The following is a 17,239-nucleotide window of genomic DNA, read 5'->3' as shown; positions in this document are numbered from 1 at the left end:
GACAGCTGAATTATGGTATAGCCAAACTACTCCTTGCTTTATATAGCAGTTCACTGTCTGTAATAGCATTTGAAAGCAGAAAGCTTGATACTAAAATAACGGAGTTGGCAAAGTGCTTTCCAAATTTCTTTTGAGCTCATACGAAATCGAGCTGATTTGTGCTGGGCCGCTTTTCCTCCCGCCGTTCAAGGGCAGTACCCTTCGCGGCGCACTCACCATGCAGTTCAAGCGGCTTGTCTGCTATCAGCCGTCCGTAAAGACCTGCGAAGGCTGTGAGCTGGAACCAAAATGCGCATATGCCTACATATTCGAAACCCCTGCGACTCCAGAGCAGAAAGGCACCGTTGGGTACAGCAAATTCCCTCGCCCCTTCGTCATCGAGCCTCCCCTAGAAAATAAGCAGGAATACGAAGAGGGGGAACTCCTGCTAATGCGGCTTATCCTTTTCGGCAACGCAATAGAATATCTTCCATACTTCGTTAGTAACCCTTCGAGAACTCGGAGAGGCTGGCATCGGAAAAGGAAGAGCGCCTTTTACGTTAGGGAAAATCTACGCGGTTAATGATTTAACTGCCAGCAGCGAAGTCGTCTACGACCCCGCCGACTCAGTTGTCCGCTCCACTACAGTCGTGCTGAAGTACCCCGACATGGTCAAATATGCAGAGCGACTGCCAAAAGATAACCTGAAAATTCGCTTTCTAACCTGCACGCGATTAACATACAACCATAAGCCCGCATTTCGGCCAGAATTCCACATCCTAATGCGAAACCTTCTCCGCCGAATATCACTTCTCTCCGCCGGCCACTGCGGCGAATGGCCCCAGCTAGACTACGCAGGCATTCACGAGCGCGCAGAAAAGGTGAAAATCGCCAGTGGAAATCTCGACCAAATATATTGGGAGCATGTCTCGAACCGCCAAGGGCGGCGAATACCCCACGAAGGCATCGTTGGCGACGTAACCTACAAAGGAGAGATGGAGGAGTTCCTTCCATACCTCGTCTTGGGCATGTTCACCCACGTCGGCGACTCCCCAGTATTCGGCATGGGAAAATATGAAATCGTAGGATAAGCAGTCAGGTGCCCTTATGTGAAAGCCTAATTATTTGCTCAATGCTCAAACTGCCAAAAAAGGGCAGGAAGCAGATACCTGCCCTTTTTTGCTCCTAATGCACTGATGTGGAAGCCCTATGAGGAAAATCTACGTCGCCAGTGCGCCCCTTGCGGCAACCGTCTCCTCGGTGGATTCGTTGCTTAAATCTGTTTCCTTCGTTCCCCGATAGCGAACGATGTACGTATAATCTCTAGCAGGGCCCGTGACGTAGTCGTAATATGGCGAAGATGATGAGAAAGCAATTAGCTGGAACTTATCCTCGCCGGCGGCTTTGCGGTAGATGTTCGCGCCCTTAACGCCCTCTGGCTTCCCATTTCGGCCTTCATTCATCGGATTGGGACCCCAGTGGACGGTAACCTTTCCGAGGGTTGTCTCGAGGAAGATGTCTGGAATCAGCTCCTCAATTGGAAACGAATTAGTGGAGACATTGGATGGCTTTAGGCCTAGGCTCACGCGCATTGCATCGGTCATAGCGGGGTGATGGTTGATGCGCTGGACGATTGGGCGCAGTTCGGCGACCATGGCTTTGCGGGAGTTCTTCTTCTGTGCCGACATTGCCAGCGTCTCCTGAGCCAACTGCACGTAGGCTGTCAAATCATCGCTGAAGCCGTTGCTCAAGTCCTGCAGAGTTTGCAAATCAGCGGCGACCATGCCGAACTCCGCCAAATGCGGCGTCAGCACAGTCAGGAAGTTGCTCATCCAATCACGAAGCTCCTCATCGTTTCTTGGTACGTAATCTCGCATTCTATTCTACTCCCCAAATAAATAGTACCGTCATCCAGCAACTGTCCATCAAAGAATCGCAGTTTCCATCGGCTGGCACACTGCAACCATCGCTTGGTAGAAGGCAACCATCGGATGGTAGAAGGCAACCATCGGATGGTAGAAAGCAACCGTCGGATGGTAGAAGGCAACCATCGGATGGTAGAAGGCAACCATCGGATGGTAGAAAGCAACCGTCGGATGGTAGAAAGCAACCGTCGGATGGTAGAAAGCAACCGCCGGATGGTATGCGATAACCTTGGGATGGTACTTGGGTCCCATCGCATGGTGCTTGGGACCCTTTTGATGGGGCGAGAGTCCCTTTGGATGGGGCAAGTCACCCAAGCGACTGCTAATCAGTACAGCTATTGGGTGAGCGGTCCAACACTAATTGTTGGCGGGTGGGGCGGGGAAGATTAGGGCAGTATCAAGGAAAAAATCAAAAACCTTCTAAAAATTGATTTAAGCAAGAACTGCCGAACACGATGGAGCGCTTTGTTTGCAGTCAACAAAGCACATATTTGTAAAGAACGGGCGAATAATTACTAGAAATATTAGAAGGTCTGCTATTGACAGCAAAGAAAAGCAAGGATAAAATAGGATAATTATTCAATTAGTTAAGTAGTAGAGGCAAGGAGGACGATTGGAAAAGGGGAAATTTTATTGGAAGATAGTAAGCAAAGGTGTGGCTAGCGTTTGATTGAAAAGATATTTTGGAGAAAGCATCTGACATCAAAGCGCCCATTTACTGCAAATTGAAACCACCACCGCCACCCCACCACCCCAAAAAGAATTTCCCAAAATTCTCATGTGGTGATATGAAATATTGATTTTCAGCGGCTAAAATAGGTTGGCAGGCAGTGAAATCATTCAAGAGGATTTGTAGTTTATGATTAGAGCTATTGTGCAGAATACTCGTCCTATTTTTGAAAACAAAAGAAGGGTACGTAAAGAGCATTTAATACTTTTGCGTTCTTACCTGGGTAGGGAAGATGTACTACCATTCGAACACCAGAACGATGTATTTCATATTATCTCTAAAGATAAGGAGGTCATGCTTACCGCTGGTACTGCATCCGGCAAGACTTTGGCAGTTGCTATTCCACTCTTCTGCAAGCTCCAGCAAGGAAAAATAAGTAAAGTCTTGTTTATGTACCCTACAGTTGCTCTCCTCGAGGATCAAAGGGGAGTTATGGAATCTCTTGCAGAAGCAATTGGCTTTAGTAATCAGATAGGACAAATTCAGGGAGGAATGTCGCGCTCTGAGCTCATACAATGTCTGAGTAAGCGCATTCTTCTTGCAACACCTGATGAGATCTATTGGTTCTTTCGAAAAAATGTAAAATATAACGCCCTGCTTCTTTATAGATTATGTCAGGTAGACGAATTTGTATTGGATGAAGCGCATCTATTTAACGGATTAATGTTGAAAAATTTTGAGCATTTGTGGAGACGTATAAAAACGCTTGCTAATTTCATAGGTAGAACACTTCGACTTCACATTCTTACTGCAACGCCGACAAGAGCATTACAATGCCTGAACAACGCAAAACAAATTTGTGGAAAATCCAAGTGCTGTGATGTGCAAGTAGAATTTCATTCTAGTAGTTTGAGAAACCGCGTTGAATGTTTTGTAAGCGCTGTCGATGAAACGCTTAATAAAGGTTGCCATAAGGTATTAGTCATCTGCAATTCAGCTCGCATGGCGCACCAATTATTTGAAAAATGTAAGGTCAACGAGTCATCCGCAATTCCTGTCGAACATCGCCTAAAATTTTTGCGCTGTTAAGTTTGGGGACTTAATTGAATTGTTAGAAAAAAAGCATCGAGAAACAAATCCTAGACAAACTGAACGAAAAATTATTTCGCGCGAAAGACGTTGTTCTAGCAGATGCCCGAGATGGAGTAGAGCTTAAACTGCCATTGCAAGAGGTCGTCGCCCACACCACTGAGATTTTAGAGAGGCAATGCTGGCAGGTCAAACGAGCTGTGCATGAACGAAGCCAACGCACAGGTGAGACGTGGGAGTCTCTTTTGAACAATCGCCCTTTGCCATATCGCATTATTGGCGCCGTACGTAATCGGTTAGAGCGGGTAGAAGGCGAAGATAAGCAACAAGCCATCATTGACGAATGGCTCACTGACACAGTAGAGAAGTTGAGCAACATTGCAGATGATCCTATCTGTTGCAAAGCAACTAAGTTTTCAGACCTAACAAATACTTTTGTTTCTGCAGGCTTGGATAATGAATTAGCGTTGCTACTAACAAAACGACTTACCTTTGAGATGAATGCCGATCCAGCTCAACTTCCAACTAGCAGCTTTAGTCATCGCCCGGTCTATCTACGATGGTTGGAATGGCTGGTTGAAAAGGACGAAGCGGATAAAATACGTGAGGCAGTTAAAGCAGGTTTAGATTCTGGTGAACTAGACATCGATTGTCGGCACATCGGCTTGTGGAAGGATACTGACGTGCCTGTTATCATCTATTCGGGTAGCATGGCAAAGCAGGCGCGTGAAGGCTTGATAAACGTTTTTACCGATTTGGAGAGAGCTGTGCTTATTTCAACGTCGGCGGTAGAAGTCGGCGTTGATTTTGACGCTGATGTTCTAATCACTGAAGAATGCGAAGGTAACTCGTTTCTACAAAGGTTCGGTTGCGTAGGGCGACACGGGAAAGGAAGCAAGGTCATCACATTTGTGAGCGGCGACGTTTACAGTGAACTTGGCGGTCTTGACAAAAAGAAGATAAGCCGTGAAGATTTCTCTGCGAAGATCGTCGGAGCGTTTCCCTGCCGCAATTATGCGTCGGCTTCACAACTGCTGGATGCCAGCCATTACCTTATCAATGAGCAATTAGGGCGCATTGGTGAACGGTTGAACGCCGTGGCGGATTTGACGTTGCAAACAATTCCTCAGTAAGTAGAGGACTGAAAGCGCGCAAGGCTAGCCGCTCGCATAACTACGAGAAAAAGCTTGAAGCTCGCTATGCGGAAGTTCGGGCGCAAGCTTACAGAGACATGCGCGAATACTTGTTTGGCTTGCAGAGTGACTAGGGATAGCAAAGGAGCAATTACAAGTAAAGGAGATTGCCATGAGTTTGATAAAAACAAAGAAAAATGCGGCAGATGTCGACCGAATGGTCAGTTTTTTGAGTTTCTTTCGGACATCGACGCTGTTTCTGGCTATATTGAACAGCGAAGTCTTGCGCTTGCGTCTGCTATTCTGCCGCTTTCGCCGCCCAAAGACCGGTGGAGTGCGGCCGCCGAGATCGCCGCTTTTGCATATCAGATTTACTGCTGGATGTCAAGCTATGCGGAAGTGCTTGCCCATCCGCACAACGCCGAGGAAGTAGTGAAGTCGCTTGCGGAGCTGATGAAGGAAGTTGAGGATGAGGACGATCAATGCCAGCATTCATAAGTTGCAGACAATTCCTCAGTAAGTAGAAGACTGAAAGTTGGCGGCCGGATATCCTTGAGCAGAGGGAGGGCCGAATCTACCGGCCTGGGCAGAAGTCCGACGTGGCGATTATAAGACTGATGATGGACAACAGCGTCGAAAGGCACAAGCTTGAGCTTGTGCAGAGAAAAGCCGCGGGCCAGAAGGCCATTGTCCACGGCGACTTCTCTGAAGAGCCGCCCGAACTGACTTACGATGACTTCCTGAAGCTTGCGGGCATAACGAGAGCTGAAGTCGATGCTTTGCGCAAAAAACTCAAGCAACAGGGGACCAGAGGCGGATCCAAAAAGAAGAAGGAGGCAAAAAGCAATGGCTAAGTCGCGGAAACGACCCTTGCCAGATGATGTTCAGCAAATACTGAAGACAACATACAGACGGCTCACACGGCTAGAATACGAACGGTTTAAGAACCGATTTTTAGACGTAAGCGAGCGGATGGATGCGGCGGCGAACGGGACTTGGGATCTTCTGCGCGCGCTCATGCTTGAAGCGTGCTCGCGCTATGGGATAGAGCCGCCATATTGGCTTGAGATAAAACTGCCGCAAGAAGTTTCGAAAAGATGAACCCGTTGACATCTGAGCCGGCGAGCTGGCTTGAACAACAACAAGAGGGAGAAGATAAGCATGGGAGAGCTTGCAGATCAGCTAGTGCGATTTGTGCTGACGCTGGCGCTTACTGCGACAGCGTACGGACAGCTGACTACGCTGAAAGATCTGGCCGCGGTTCTGGGCATCGGAGCGCTTATCGCGGCGATTTGGCTTTGGGAAACCGGAGGGCAGTTACAGACTATTCCTCAGTAAGTAGAGGACTGAAAGCACGGTTCAAATCAATAATCTCAACCGCAATAACTTCTTTTGGTTACAGATAATTCCTCAGTAAGTGTTTAAGCCGGCAAGAATAAGAGAAACCTCATCTTGCGTTGACACCTCGTTTTATTGGATGCTACACTGAAACATCTCCAAGATTTTATTTAGGCTGTGGGAGAGTAGCGATTTTTATGCGAGCCTTGCGTAATTGTTGTTTGAGTTTGTTCCTTTTATTTACAGGTTCCGTGGTCCTGACGGCATCAATGCCTTCGCGGTCGGTTGAGATACGCGGTGTGTGGATGGATAGAAAGAGCATCCCAAAGACCGAGAAGGGCATTCGCGAGTTGATCCGAAGTTATGCGAAAGCTGGCATTAATATTGTCTATCCCGAAGTAATTTTTAATGGCTACTCTGCTTATCCAAGCTCATATCTCACACAGATGGATTTGTGGGACGGCATAGATATGCTTGGCATTTTGGTAGACGAGGCTCACAAATGTGGAATTGAGGTACATCCTTGGGTCTGGGTATTCAGAGTTGGCAATATTAACGACATGGGAGGAATATTGAAACGCCATCCTGATTGGGCTGCGGTGAATAAAGAAGGGAAGGTTTTATCCGAAAGAGGTGGCTGTTGGCTGTGCCCCTCGCATCCTGCTGCCCGTCGGCTACTTATGCGGGCAATCACAGAGCTGGTGGTGAAGTATCCCGTTGATGGAATCCAGCTCGACTACATTCGGTTCGACTACCAAGAACCAGTGCCAACTTGCTATTGCGACCGCTGTCGGAGAAAGTTTATGAAAGAACATGGCATTGACCCAATGGAAATAAAGGACTTTACCAATCAGGCGGTTATCTGGCATATGTGGCGCGAAAACCTTGTGAATACTTTTGTTCGCGATATCAGCAGCGAGTTAAGAAAGACCAGGCAGAATCTCAAAGTTTCGGCGGCTGTTTTTCCCGACGCAAAGGGGGCACGTCTAAGCGTGCTTCAAGATTGGCTGCATTGGGCTGTGAATGGGTGGGTAGACTTCTTGGCACCCATGAGCTACACCCGGGGTGCAATGGATTTTCAGAGGACCATATCCAAAGCGGTGGAGTCAATAGGTTTCTTTTCGTTTCTTGCGCCGGGCATTGGGCTCTTTTTTCTTGATAAGAATCCTGAAAAAATGATTGAGCAGATAAGCATATCCAGAGAGTCCGGAGTTGCTGGGGTAAGCCTCTTTGCATCGGCGTATCTTGACGAAAGGCATTTGAAAACGCTGGCTATTGGGCCATTTAGGAAAAAGGCTGGGCTTCCGTTTCGTGCTTCGCTGGAGCAAGTTAGGCGCATCATGGCGAAAGTAAGAAAGAAGCTTAAAGCACCGGCTTCGTCCGATGTGCTGAAGGAGGCTTCGCATGAACTTGGGCTTGCAAAGCAGATAACCGATAATGCGTTGTTTTGGAGTAAAACGGCTGAGTATGTGGAACCCAAACCACCAGATATATTTATTCCAGATTTTGTGTTGCCAATTCCGTCAATTGAAGCTCGAAGTGCGTCAGAAGCGCCGACAATTGATGGGAAGTTGGATGATTCAATTTGGCGCTCGGCGGCAAAAGCTAAGATAGAATATACTTTGTTAGGTAAGGAAGCTACTCAGCCTACGATAGTAATGTTGACGTACGACAATAATAATTTGTACATAGCTTTTCAGTGTTTCGAGCCAAAGTTAAACGCAGTGCACACAAAAGCAAGAGAACGGGACGGACTAGTATTCCAAGATGACTCGGTGGAAATTTTCATTGGATGGAACTCAAAAGATTATTTCCACTTTGTGGTGAATGCCGAAGGGGTTCGTTATGATGCCAAAGGTTATGATGCGTCATGGAACGCTGATTGGAGGGCCGCGGCGGGAAGAGAAAGCAATGGCTGGGTTGTTGAGGTATCAGTTCCCTTTAGTTCATTGGGCAAAATGCCAGTTAGCGGCGAATCGTGGCGGGCAAACTTTTGCCGCAATCGCGTGCTTGTATACAGCGAAGCTGAAACTACTTGTTGGTCGCCGACCTATGGTTCGCTGCATACTCCAAAACGATTTGGAGAAATTAGGTTTCAGCAGTAGATTGGCTTATAGTGCCGGCATTTTAAAAGCAGGCTGGAAAATGTAGGAGAGGAATATGGAAAGGCTGAAGGTTTCTGCCCCAGGGCGAATATGTTTGTTTGGCGAACATCAGGACTTCTTAGGACTGCCGGTAATAGCGGCTGCGATTAACCTTAGAATATGGATTGAAGGCAGAGCTCGAAATGATTTGACTCTCACCATAGACATGCCTGATATCGGTCAGCACGACTGCATTGAACTCAGTGGCGAAATCATTTACAAACACAAGAGGGATTACCTTCGGTCGTGTGTCAATGTCCTTCGCCGCAAAGGATGGAGTCTCAAGCGCGGCTATGACTGCAAGATATACGGCACCATCCCAATTAATGCCGGTGTTTCAAGCTCGTCTGCGCTGGTAATTGCATGGCTTAAATTTCTCATTGAAGCAGCGGGTTTGGGCAACCAGTTTTCGCCTGAGGACCTAGCGCGGCTAGGCCATCAGGCGGAGGTCCTCGAATTTGGTGAGCCTGGCGGCATGATGGACCACTTTGCCGCCGCTTTGGGGGGAGTCATTTATGTTGACTGCCAGCCGCCATTTCGTGCGGAGCGCTTGCCAGTGGAGTTGAGCGGTTTTGTGTTGGCAGATTCACTTCAAAAGAAGGAAACGCTTGGGGTCTTGGCTGGTTCAAAAACTGATGTGGTAGATGGAATCGCCAAACTGAAAGAATTGCATCCAAATTTCGACCTCCACAAGACTCCGTTGAGCGAGGTTGAAAGCTTAATTGGTTTTCTCCCTGAAGCTTCGGCACTTAAAGTAAAAGCGAACTTAATCAATCGAGACATAACAATTGAGGCGATTAGGCTATTGCAAGGAAAATTTGAACCAAGGAAGCTGGGCGAACTGCTAACAAGGCATCACGAACAATTGAGGGATGGCATTCGTGTTTCAACGCCTAAGATAGACTGCATGCTTCAAGCGGCATTAGAAGCTGGGGTTCTTGGTGGAAAAATAAACGGCTCAGGCGGCGGGGGGTGCATGTTTGTATATGCTCCTGGTCATGAATGTGAAGCAGCCGAGGCACTAGAAAGAGCAGGCGGCAAGGCATATATGCTAACTATAGACCAGGGTGCACGAGTAGAGGAAGAATCAGGACAGTAAGCTTTAATGAGAGGCATAAACGAGATAATAGTGTTTTAGTTAAAACCGAATCTAAATGTTTTGTTTGAGATTGTTCATCGGCGGGAAAGTAGAGTCTGAGAATAATTCCTTCGAAGGAGGTGCCGCTATGGTTTCTATTGCTGCTGTTGCGGAATACCTTGAGGGACTCGACTTTCCTGCTACGAAGCAGGAACTTATTGATTATGCCGAGGACCGCCATGCGCCACCAGAAGTATTAGACATTCTTTACGAAATGCCTGACCCGCCTGATGGTTTGTATTACAGCATGGCAAGTGTATGGGATGCCCTCAGTGAAATAATGTAATAGCCTCCCTGCTTCCTCTTTGCGAAAAATACACGCTGGTTTCCATGCAAGCCAGCGTGCTTTAAGTATTTTAGCTTATTATTTTTGATATCAGCAGGATTAAACCCCAGCCCATAGAATACTACCCTTGGGTGGAATCCGTTTTTTCATTTTGAAATTATAAAATGAGCTGTTTTTCTGTAAGATTTATTTTAGGCTTTTTATTGGCAGCAGTGCTTGGTTCAAAAAGTGCCGAGATAAGCATGGCTTCGGAAGGAGTTCATCCTTATTTATATATTACAGCGTCGGATGTTGAGCGGGCAAAAACAAATATTGAGCGCTACACATGGGCTCGCAAGATATTCGATGCAATCATTAGCGAGGCTGATAAATGGGCTTCGCTTTCAGACGCAGAGCTAAGAGAGCGTGTTCCTCCACCGGGGTCCATATACGCCTATGGATTTTCAAGCTGTCCGGAGTGTCATGTCTCCTGGCCTTGGTGGGGCGCAGGCGGAATATGCGATTTCTCGCGCCCACTTAAGGTTAAATGCCCTTCGTGCGGGCGTATTTTTCCAGATGAAAAGCATCCCGATAATGGCGAGGGCTGGGTTGATAATAACGGAAAGCACTATTACTTCGTAGGAATATATAACTCTTTTGCAATCCAAGCAGTTACTCTGCGTGCACTAGATGTTCTTTCAAACGCCTACATCCTCACCAAAGATGAGCGGTATGCTCATGCGGCATCGGTTCTTTTAGATAGAATAGCGGAAGCATATCCCACATGTACTACTGGTTCAATTGATTACCCCGGCGCTCCTGGAGGACGGTTTGAGAGAACACAATACCAAGTTGCAAGAGTATTGGTTCATTTCGCACGGTACTTTGATCTTTTGTACGACAGCCCTGCGTTGAATGCACCATCTGCGACTGGAAAAGCAACGATAAGAAAAGCAGTTGAGGAAAATGTGCTCAGAAATGGTGCAGATTACTGCCTAGAGCAGTCCCAAACAGGGCTTTATGGTCTTACCAATGGGCAAGCAGATTTTACTAGAGGAGTTTTGGTAGTTGGGCTTATCTTAGGCGATGATAATTATACACAATGGGCTCTTAAAGGTCCTCAAAATGTATGGAATTTCATAGAAAATAATCTGGACCGTGATGGGCAATACTTTGAAACTTCGACTGGATATGCTGACCATGCGCTGAACCTATATATTGATATGGCTGAAATGCTGGTGAACTATCGGAGTCCTGAGTACCCAAATGGAATCAATCTCTATGAGCACCCAAAACTATCTAAAGCATTGGCTTATAGCGAATTGGATATGATGTGCGCAGGACACAAGCCAAGATTTGGAGATAGTTTGCCCGACGTAGTGAAGCTTGAAGGCGATAGCAAGACCTTCGAACCGCTCTCGTTCATGCGAGTAGAATATCTTTATAGGCGAGCAAGTTCACAAAAGGCCAAAGAAGAGTGGGCAAGGTTGCTTAATAAGATGTCTGACGGCGATGTTGAGACCGCAAGAGCTTCATTGCCTAATAAAACCTGGCTACTCTTTCATGCTGAACCTATACCAAAGGTAAGAGTTGAAACTTTTCAGCCCCAACGGTCAAAGCTTCTTGATGGAAAAGGAATAGCAATTTTGAGGGCTGGTGATGGACCGAAAGGTAGCGCAGTACTTTTGAGATATGGACCTTCGGTTTGCCATGGGCATTTGGATGATCTTAACATAAACTTTTTTGCACTAGGCAGAGAGCTTACGTATGACCTTGGTTATGTGCTAGGCAGTGCGCACGTCCAAAAAGGGTGGGCTCATCAAACCGCAAGCCATAACCTGGTAGTTGTCAATGAACGCTCGCAGATGCTTGAGGGTTTGACAGGCGGAAGTGCTCATCTATTCGCTGAGGGAAACGCGATTAGAATGGTGGAGGCTTCGGCAGAGAATTCATACAAGTCAGAAGGGGTATCACTTTACCGACGAACCCTTGCACTCGTTGGGACTAATAGCGAGTGTTTATATCTTGCAGACATCTTTCGTGTTCGAGGTGGGGATAGTCATGATCTTTTTTGGCATGCCATTGGTGATAGACTTGCTGTCGAGGGCAGCGAACTTAGCAATTTGGACAGCGAAGGAAGCCTAGCAGGCAAGGAGTATGATTGGGGGCGTAGAGTTGGGCCAGACGGCGACATAATTGGCGTAAGCGATGCAAGGCCTTACTGGAATCCACCTCCTGGGAATGGGTATGGCTTCTTGTATGATATACGGCATGGACCTATAGGAAAAAGCTGCTCGGCAAACTGGGCAATAGATTCAAAAAGTCAAGGTATGCTGAAGATATACCTTGCACCACCACCGGGGTCCGAAATCGTTACTGCAACAGCGCCTGGAGTTTTGCCTAAGTTCCCCAAAGCGCTCTTTGCAATTGTGCGAAGGAAAGGTGATGACCTATCTTCGGCTTTTGCGAGTGTTTTACAGCCATACGAAGGCATGAGTGCTGGTATCGACGTTGGGCGCTTAGCTGTAAAAGATGATGATGATGGATTACCTGTGGGCTTGCATGTTGATATTAACAATGATATTCAAGATTATGTTCTTTCCTCGATTAATCCTACGAAGGAATATGAGTTTTCTACTAATGGTGAAATTATTAGGTTGAAAGGTAGATTTGCATTCGTTAGGACAAAGCGTGGCAAATTGTGCGAAGCATTATTGATTGGTGGAACGCATGTTTCAGCCAGCGGAATAACAATCACGACTGGGATATCAGAGTATTGGGGTCGGATTAATTCAGTTGATTACGACAGTTGCCAAATAGAAACAACACGTGAGCTTCCAACAGATGGTTCTCTTGTTGGGCAAATTATATACATAGGCAGGAGAGACTACAGTCATAAATCTGCTTACCGAATTAAGTCAGTAATAAGGAAATGTGGGCGATTTATAATCCAGCTTGACGCAGATACCTTAGTTCTCGGAAAAGGGTTCACTAGTCCAGATGACGAGCCGGGAATGCACGAGGTCCACAATATTGTTCCCCTTGAGAAAGCTGCATCTTGTATCCGCACGGATACGGGTTATTATCGCGGAAAGCTTATTCAAGGGGAAGACGGTAGAAGCTCAAGAATAATTAATGTTCTTGCCGCCGGTGGTAAGCGAACGATTCTTGTCCCAGATGCGTCAATTTTTCCAAAGGGCAAATCACTTATAATTTATGACATACAAGATGGTGACATGTTTGAAATTCCCTCGTTTGTTCATATTGTGAGCGAAAACAAAAAGCTGCAAGCAAAATGCAATACTCCTGCCCAAGTTCACCTTAACGCAAAGGATTTCCCCCTAGATATCGGCACTTTTACCTTCAATCTTTAATTCCCTTGTTTTCGAGCCTAAAAATGGAGGGTATGAAAAATACGGGTCATTAGCCTAATATAAGGCCATCTGGCCAGGGAAGGAGTGCAAACATGCAGCCGGAATATGATAGCAGTCTAATAGGGCCAGCTCAGTCAAGTGTTTTTCGGACATCGGACCAGATTCGTGAAGATGTAATAAACCTAATTAATGAAAATGATGTGATACAACCAAAGGATATAGAAGTAATCGTTAACGATGGGGTTATTATCCTAAAAGGAAAAGTTCGAGATGAGTTAGCCAAGCAAGAGGCTGAGCAGGCGGCATCGGAAGTCCTTGGCGTGGTAAAAATAGAAAATCAATTGGAGGTGGGGATTTGAGCGAACTTCAGCGTCCTCGTGGTGAGCTTGAGATATTTAGTGGAACAGCCCACCCAGAGCTGGCGCTTGAAGTAGCGATTAGGCTCGACCGTACCCTTGGGCGTTTGAATGTTTCGCGGTTTCCTGACGGAGAAATTCACGTGCAGATAGAGGAAAGCGTTCGAGGCAAGGATGTTTTTGTTATTCAGCCGACTTGCCCACCTGTAAATGAAAATTTTACCGAACTTCTAATAATACTTGATGCATTGTATCGCGCATCTGCAGGCAGAATAACGGCTGTAATCCCTTATTATGGCTATGCACGGCAAGATAAGAAAACAACCGGCAGGGAGCCAATCACAGCCCGTATGGTTGCTGATATGCTTACTACGGGTGGGGCGGATAGGATTGTTGCCATGGACCTTCATTCTCCCCAAATTCAAGGGTTCTTTAGGATTCCAGTTGATCATCTTACTGCTGTTGGGGCTTTGTGTCGGGAGCTCCATTCACTTGAGATAAAAGATGCTGTTATCGTTTCTCCTGATGCAGGTCGTGTTAAGTTAGCTACTGAATATGCAAACCGCCTTGGTCTGCCCGTTGTTATAATTCACAAGCGACGTGTTGGGCCAGAACTTACAGAAGCAGTTCATGTTGTTGGTGATGTGAAAGGGAAACGTCCTATCATAATTGATGATATGATAACAACCGGAGGGACGATTGAAAGAAGTGTGAAAGCTTTGCTCGAACATGGAGCTAGGGAGGAAATTTACGTGGCTGCTACTCATCCGGTTTTTGTGGAGCCGGCAATCAGTCGCCTTGCAAATGCTGCCATAAAACAGGTACTGGTAACAAATACAATTCCTTTTCCTGCTGGAAAAACTCTTAAAAAGTTCCGCATTGTTTCTATCGCCCACTTAATTGCGGACGCCATCAGAAGCATCCATACCGATAGCTCAGTAAGTCAATTGTTTGTTTGATGAGACCAATCGAACCACAATAATTCATGGAAAAAAGTTAATAGGAAAAGGGTTTTACAAAAGACAAGGTTAAAATAAATACGGTCTCGTTAATCGGCAATTTATCCAAAGATTGAATTGAGGCTGAAAAGGATGAAAATAATTCTTGGATTGATTTTAGGCGGCGCTGCTGGTTATATGCTATTTCTTGTTAGTAAGGCATTGGGAGGTGGGTGAAAAATTACATGCAATCCGTACGTTAGCATTGCTTTAGGTGCTATAATTGGATTGCTATTTACCCTTGGTAAGGGCCAATAAAAGATTCGGTGAAGGTGATTAACTATAGCAAGGACAATTCGAACTTTCGAAAGGGGATAGAAAAGTGCTTATTTCTTATGAAGGTGGGCAGAAGTTTATTGCGGAATCAAGGGGGCATCGCATCGTTATAGATTTGCCTCCAGACCTAGGTGGAACAGATTCAGGAATGATGCCGCCGGAACTTCTCGCAGCTTCGCTTGGTTCATGTGTTGGTGTGTATGTTGCAAACTATTTAAACAAATCTGCGATTTCGACCGAAGGCTTAAATATTGAAGTGGGTTACGAAAAGGAAGATAAACCTTCAGCTAGGATTACTAGCTTAAACGTAAAGGTAAATTTGCCTGCTGCAGTACCAGAAGATAGACATCAGGCTATCATGGTGGTAGCAAAGCAGTGTTTAATACATAACACACTTCACAATCCGCCTGAAGTCAAGATTGAATTAGTTTGAAAATATAATAATTTAAGCTTTTCCCAATTTAGCGAGAGCAGGGTCCTTGGTGGCTTCCATATGTTCTATTAGTTGTTTATGTAGATTTTGCTTAATATCTTTGTATGCTGAGTTCATGCCAAGGTCATTTGTTTCCCAAGGGTCTTTTTCTAAGTTAAATAGTTCACGGCGGCCGTCAGCAAAAACGCAGTATTTCCATTTCTTTGTACGAATCATTCTGCTGAAAGACCCTTTGTCGCCCAATCCTCGTTCGCAAAAGGCAGGTCGGTCATTTTCCTTTATTTTTCCTTCAAGCAATGGCCTAAGTGAAATTCCTTGTACGCTTTTAGGGATTTTCACACCGGCATAGTCAAGGAAAGTAGGCATAAGGTCAACCGACGCGGCATGCGTATTAATTACCGTTCCTGGTTTTATGTGTCCGGGGTAGCGGATTATTAGCGGCACTCTCACTATTTCTTCATAAAAAGTTGGGAGTGATTTGCCCACCATTCTGTGACCTGCTTGCATATCGCCATGGTCACTAGTGAATACGACAAGCGTATTCTTTTCTAACCCTTCGGCTTTCAATGCGTCAAGTATTCTTCCGATGCAATCGTCAACCATTGTAACTAAGCCGTAGTAGCATCGCAGATATTCACGGAAGAGATCATCGCTCATCAGTTGTCCAATTCGGGCGGGTTGGGAATTCTTGTATGCTTCGGGACGGTGGGTGAAATTAGGCGAAAACTGAATTTTTGCTGGGTCATACATGCTGTAGTATGGCTCCGGTACGACCCAGCATGGGTGTGGCGGGCTAACCGAATACGTTATCATAAAACGCCCATTCTTGTATTTTTTGATAAGCTCGATACACCTCTCAGCAAGCCACGATTCAAAGGTATACTCAGGAGGACATAAGGAGCGGCCTATGTAGGCGAGATTTTGTGCAGAACGGTTTTTCTCCTTAGACCATACCTCGAAAAGCTTTGCCATTTCAGGTGTTAACGCTGCATCGTCAATAATGGCATCTCCCTCCCGGGGTTTATGCCATCTTTCAACAGGCTGTTTTCTTAGCCATTTATGATATGTCTGTTGGGAGACGGTATCTTCTTCATCGTTGTTGTAACAACGCAGATCGCGAACATTGCCTAGGTGCCATTTGCCCATTTGGCGAGTGCAGTAACCTTTGTCAAACAAGATTTGTTCACAGGCGACAACATCGTCTTTTAAACCCACATCGCCTTTCTCGATATTGCGTACAATACCATGAGTATGTGGCCATTGCCCTGTTACAAAGGAAGCACGGGTGGGGGAGCAGAATGGCGTTGCACATACTGCATTTGTAAAACGGGCACCTTGTGATGCTAGTCTATCTATATAAGGCGTCTTGACCAATGGATTGCCTGAACAGCCGAGCACCCCATGATGATGTTGGTCAGTTATTAAAAAGAGGATGTTTGTGCTTACTGTTTGGTTGGCTTCTAGGAGATTTGGGCTTAGCGTGTATGCACACACGAAACCGCCAGCAGCCTTGATGAATTCGCGCCTAGTATAACGCATGAAAGCCGCCTCCTGAATTGTTGACGAAAGCTATGTTACTAATTTTACGCATTCTACAGATTTCGGCGTGAGAAATCAATGGTAGGGGGGTGTTTATGGGGGAGTGATAGTTAAATTTTTACTGTCTCCCATAATCTTCGTAGCTTATCGCGGCTGAAGAGTAGATAATCACGATCTTCGGAAAAAATTTCGAGGGTTATAGTACCATCATAGCCCACACGCTTGAGAATATGTACGATCCACTTCCAGTCAATGTGACCTACGCCAAGTGGGAGGTGTAAATCAAGTTCGCCCCCCTTATTATCAGAGAAATGTACGTGTTCGAGCCTGTCGCAGAATAACGTAGCTAATTCAAGCGTGAGATTATGTTCAGTCATTAGATTTGCGTGGCCGACATCCAGGTGAACGGCGCCGAGCTGAAGGTGCTCACCGGGATGGGCCGGTACCTGGGGCGCACCGACCGGTTCTTCGTGAAGGCCCACGCCCGGGACGCCGCCACCGGCGAGCCGCTCGCCGAGCCGATCGGGGCGCTGCTGCGGTCCCACGGCCTGCGGGTGCTGCGCCCGCCCGCCCCGGGCCGAC

20 protein-coding genes are annotated in these 17,239 nt (G+C 46.4%); 16 read left to right on the top strand and 4 right to left on the bottom strand.

Going from position 1 to position 17,239, the window contains the following annotated elements; translation table 11 throughout:
• Window positions 1–112: 112 nt before the first annotated feature.
• Together K6T99_11785 and cas6 are read left to right on the top strand one after the other, a co-directional pair.
• Window positions 113–562 carry a hypothetical protein gene (locus K6T99_11785; GenBank protein ID MCL6520499.1) on the top strand — a complete coding sequence of 150 codons (450 nt, stop codon included), beginning with the start codon at window positions 113–115 and terminating at the stop codon, window positions 560–562.
• 85 nt (window positions 563–647) lie between these two features.
• Window positions 648–1,070: a CRISPR system precrRNA processing endoribonuclease RAMP protein Cas6 gene (gene cas6 / locus K6T99_11780; protein ID MCL6520498.1), complete on the top strand. Its 423-nt coding sequence runs from the start codon at window positions 648–650 to the stop codon at window positions 1,068–1,070.
• 129 nt (window positions 1,071–1,199) lie between these two features.
• Here cas6 and K6T99_11775 read toward each other — a convergent pair whose 3' ends face one another.
• On the bottom strand, window positions 1,200–1,856 hold the full coding sequence (locus K6T99_11775; protein MCL6520497.1) for a hypothetical protein: 657 nt from the start codon (window positions 1,854–1,856) through the stop codon (window positions 1,200–1,202).
• A gap of 48 nt (window positions 1,857–1,904) precedes the next feature.
• The gene (locus tag K6T99_11770; protein MCL6520496.1) at window positions 1,905–2,210 is read right to left on the bottom strand and encodes a hypothetical protein; all 306 of its coding nucleotides are present in this window, start codon (window positions 2,208–2,210) and stop codon (window positions 1,905–1,907) included.
• A 553-nt stretch (window positions 2,211–2,763) separates the two neighbouring features.
• Between K6T99_11770 and K6T99_11765 the strand changes: the two genes are divergently transcribed.
• The 13 genes from K6T99_11765 (at window position 2,764) to K6T99_11705 (ending at window position 15,118) form a co-directional block, all read left to right on the top strand.
• Window positions 2,764–3,663 (top strand): DEAD/DEAH box helicase, encoded by a 900-nt coding sequence (locus tag K6T99_11765; GenBank protein MCL6520495.1) that lies wholly within the window; start codon window positions 2,764–2,766, stop codon window positions 3,661–3,663.
• 497 nt (window positions 3,664–4,160) lie between these two features.
• Window positions 4,161–4,796 carry a hypothetical protein gene (locus tag K6T99_11760; GenBank protein MCL6520494.1) on the top strand — a complete coding sequence of 212 codons (636 nt, stop codon included), beginning with the start codon at window positions 4,161–4,163 and terminating at the stop codon, window positions 4,794–4,796.
• Window positions 4,797–4,850: 54 nt separating this feature from the next.
• Window positions 4,851–5,294 carry a hypothetical protein gene (locus K6T99_11755; protein ID MCL6520493.1) on the top strand — a complete coding sequence of 148 codons (444 nt, stop codon included), beginning with the start codon at window positions 4,851–4,853 and terminating at the stop codon, window positions 5,292–5,294.
• Between the two features lie 101 nt (window positions 5,295–5,395).
• Window positions 5,396–5,650: a hypothetical protein gene (locus K6T99_11750; GenBank protein ID MCL6520492.1), complete on the top strand. Its 255-nt coding sequence runs from the start codon at window positions 5,396–5,398 to the stop codon at window positions 5,648–5,650.
• Window positions 5,643–5,897, top strand: coding sequence for a hypothetical protein (locus tag K6T99_11745; GenBank protein ID MCL6520491.1), 255 nt, complete (start codon window positions 5,643–5,645; stop codon window positions 5,895–5,897). The genes K6T99_11750 and K6T99_11745 overlap by 8 nt, the downstream gene beginning before the upstream one ends.
• A complete protein-coding gene (locus K6T99_11740) occupies window positions 5,894–6,202 on the top strand; it encodes a hypothetical protein (protein ID MCL6520490.1) in 309 nt (102 codons plus the stop codon). Before K6T99_11745 ends, K6T99_11740 begins: the two co-directional genes overlap by 4 nt.
• A gap of 201 nt (window positions 6,203–6,403) precedes the next feature.
• Window positions 6,404–8,239, top strand: a complete 1,836-nt coding sequence (locus K6T99_11735) for a family 10 glycosylhydrolase (GenBank protein ID MCL6520489.1) — start codon at window positions 6,404–6,406, stop codon at window positions 8,237–8,239.
• A gap of 55 nt (window positions 8,240–8,294) precedes the next feature.
• On the top strand, window positions 8,295–9,377 hold the full coding sequence (locus K6T99_11730; protein MCL6520488.1) for a GHMP kinase: 1,083 nt from the start codon (window positions 8,295–8,297) through the stop codon (window positions 9,375–9,377).
• 127 nt (window positions 9,378–9,504) lie between these two features.
• The gene (locus K6T99_11725) at window positions 9,505–9,702 is read left to right on the top strand and encodes a DUF2795 domain-containing protein (protein MCL6520487.1); all 198 of its coding nucleotides are present in this window, start codon (window positions 9,505–9,507) and stop codon (window positions 9,700–9,702) included.
• 242 nt (window positions 9,703–9,944) lie between these two features.
• Window positions 9,945–13,055, top strand: a complete 3,111-nt coding sequence (locus K6T99_11720) for a heparinase II/III family protein (protein MCL6520486.1) — start codon at window positions 9,945–9,947, stop codon at window positions 13,053–13,055.
• A 92-nt stretch (window positions 13,056–13,147) separates the two neighbouring features.
• The gene (locus K6T99_11715; GenBank protein MCL6520485.1) at window positions 13,148–13,414 is read left to right on the top strand and encodes a BON domain-containing protein; all 267 of its coding nucleotides are present in this window, start codon (window positions 13,148–13,150) and stop codon (window positions 13,412–13,414) included.
• Window positions 13,411–14,370 (top strand): ribose-phosphate pyrophosphokinase, encoded by a 960-nt coding sequence (locus tag K6T99_11710; GenBank protein ID MCL6520484.1) that lies wholly within the window; start codon window positions 13,411–13,413, stop codon window positions 14,368–14,370. Before K6T99_11715 ends, K6T99_11710 begins: the two co-directional genes overlap by 4 nt.
• 361 nt (window positions 14,371–14,731) lie before the next feature.
• On the top strand, window positions 14,732–15,118 hold the full coding sequence (locus K6T99_11705) for an OsmC family protein (GenBank protein ID MCL6520483.1): 387 nt from the start codon (window positions 14,732–14,734) through the stop codon (window positions 15,116–15,118).
• Window positions 15,119–15,130: 12 nt separating this feature from the next.
• Here the strand turns inward: K6T99_11705 and K6T99_11700 are convergent, their stop codons facing one another.
• Window positions 15,131–16,657 (bottom strand): sulfatase-like hydrolase/transferase, encoded by a 1,527-nt coding sequence (locus K6T99_11700; GenBank protein ID MCL6520482.1) that lies wholly within the window; start codon window positions 16,655–16,657, stop codon window positions 15,131–15,133.
• A 110-nt stretch (window positions 16,658–16,767) separates the two neighbouring features.
• Window positions 16,768–17,034: a sugar phosphate isomerase/epimerase gene (locus tag K6T99_11695; GenBank protein MCL6520481.1), complete on the bottom strand. Its 267-nt coding sequence runs from the start codon at window positions 17,032–17,034 to the stop codon at window positions 16,768–16,770.
• A gap of 9 nt (window positions 17,035–17,043) precedes the next feature.
• Here K6T99_11695 and K6T99_11690 point away from each other — a divergent pair.
• Window positions 17,044–17,239: hypothetical protein (locus K6T99_11690; GenBank protein MCL6520480.1), on the top strand; the 196-nt coding region annotated here is incomplete at its 3' end.

This window comes from Armatimonadota bacterium (assembly GCA_023511795.1).
GTDB lineage: Bacteria > Armatimonadota > UBA5829 > DTJY01 > DTJY01 > JAIMAU01.
This window is presented reverse-complemented; position numbering and strand designations above follow the sequence as displayed.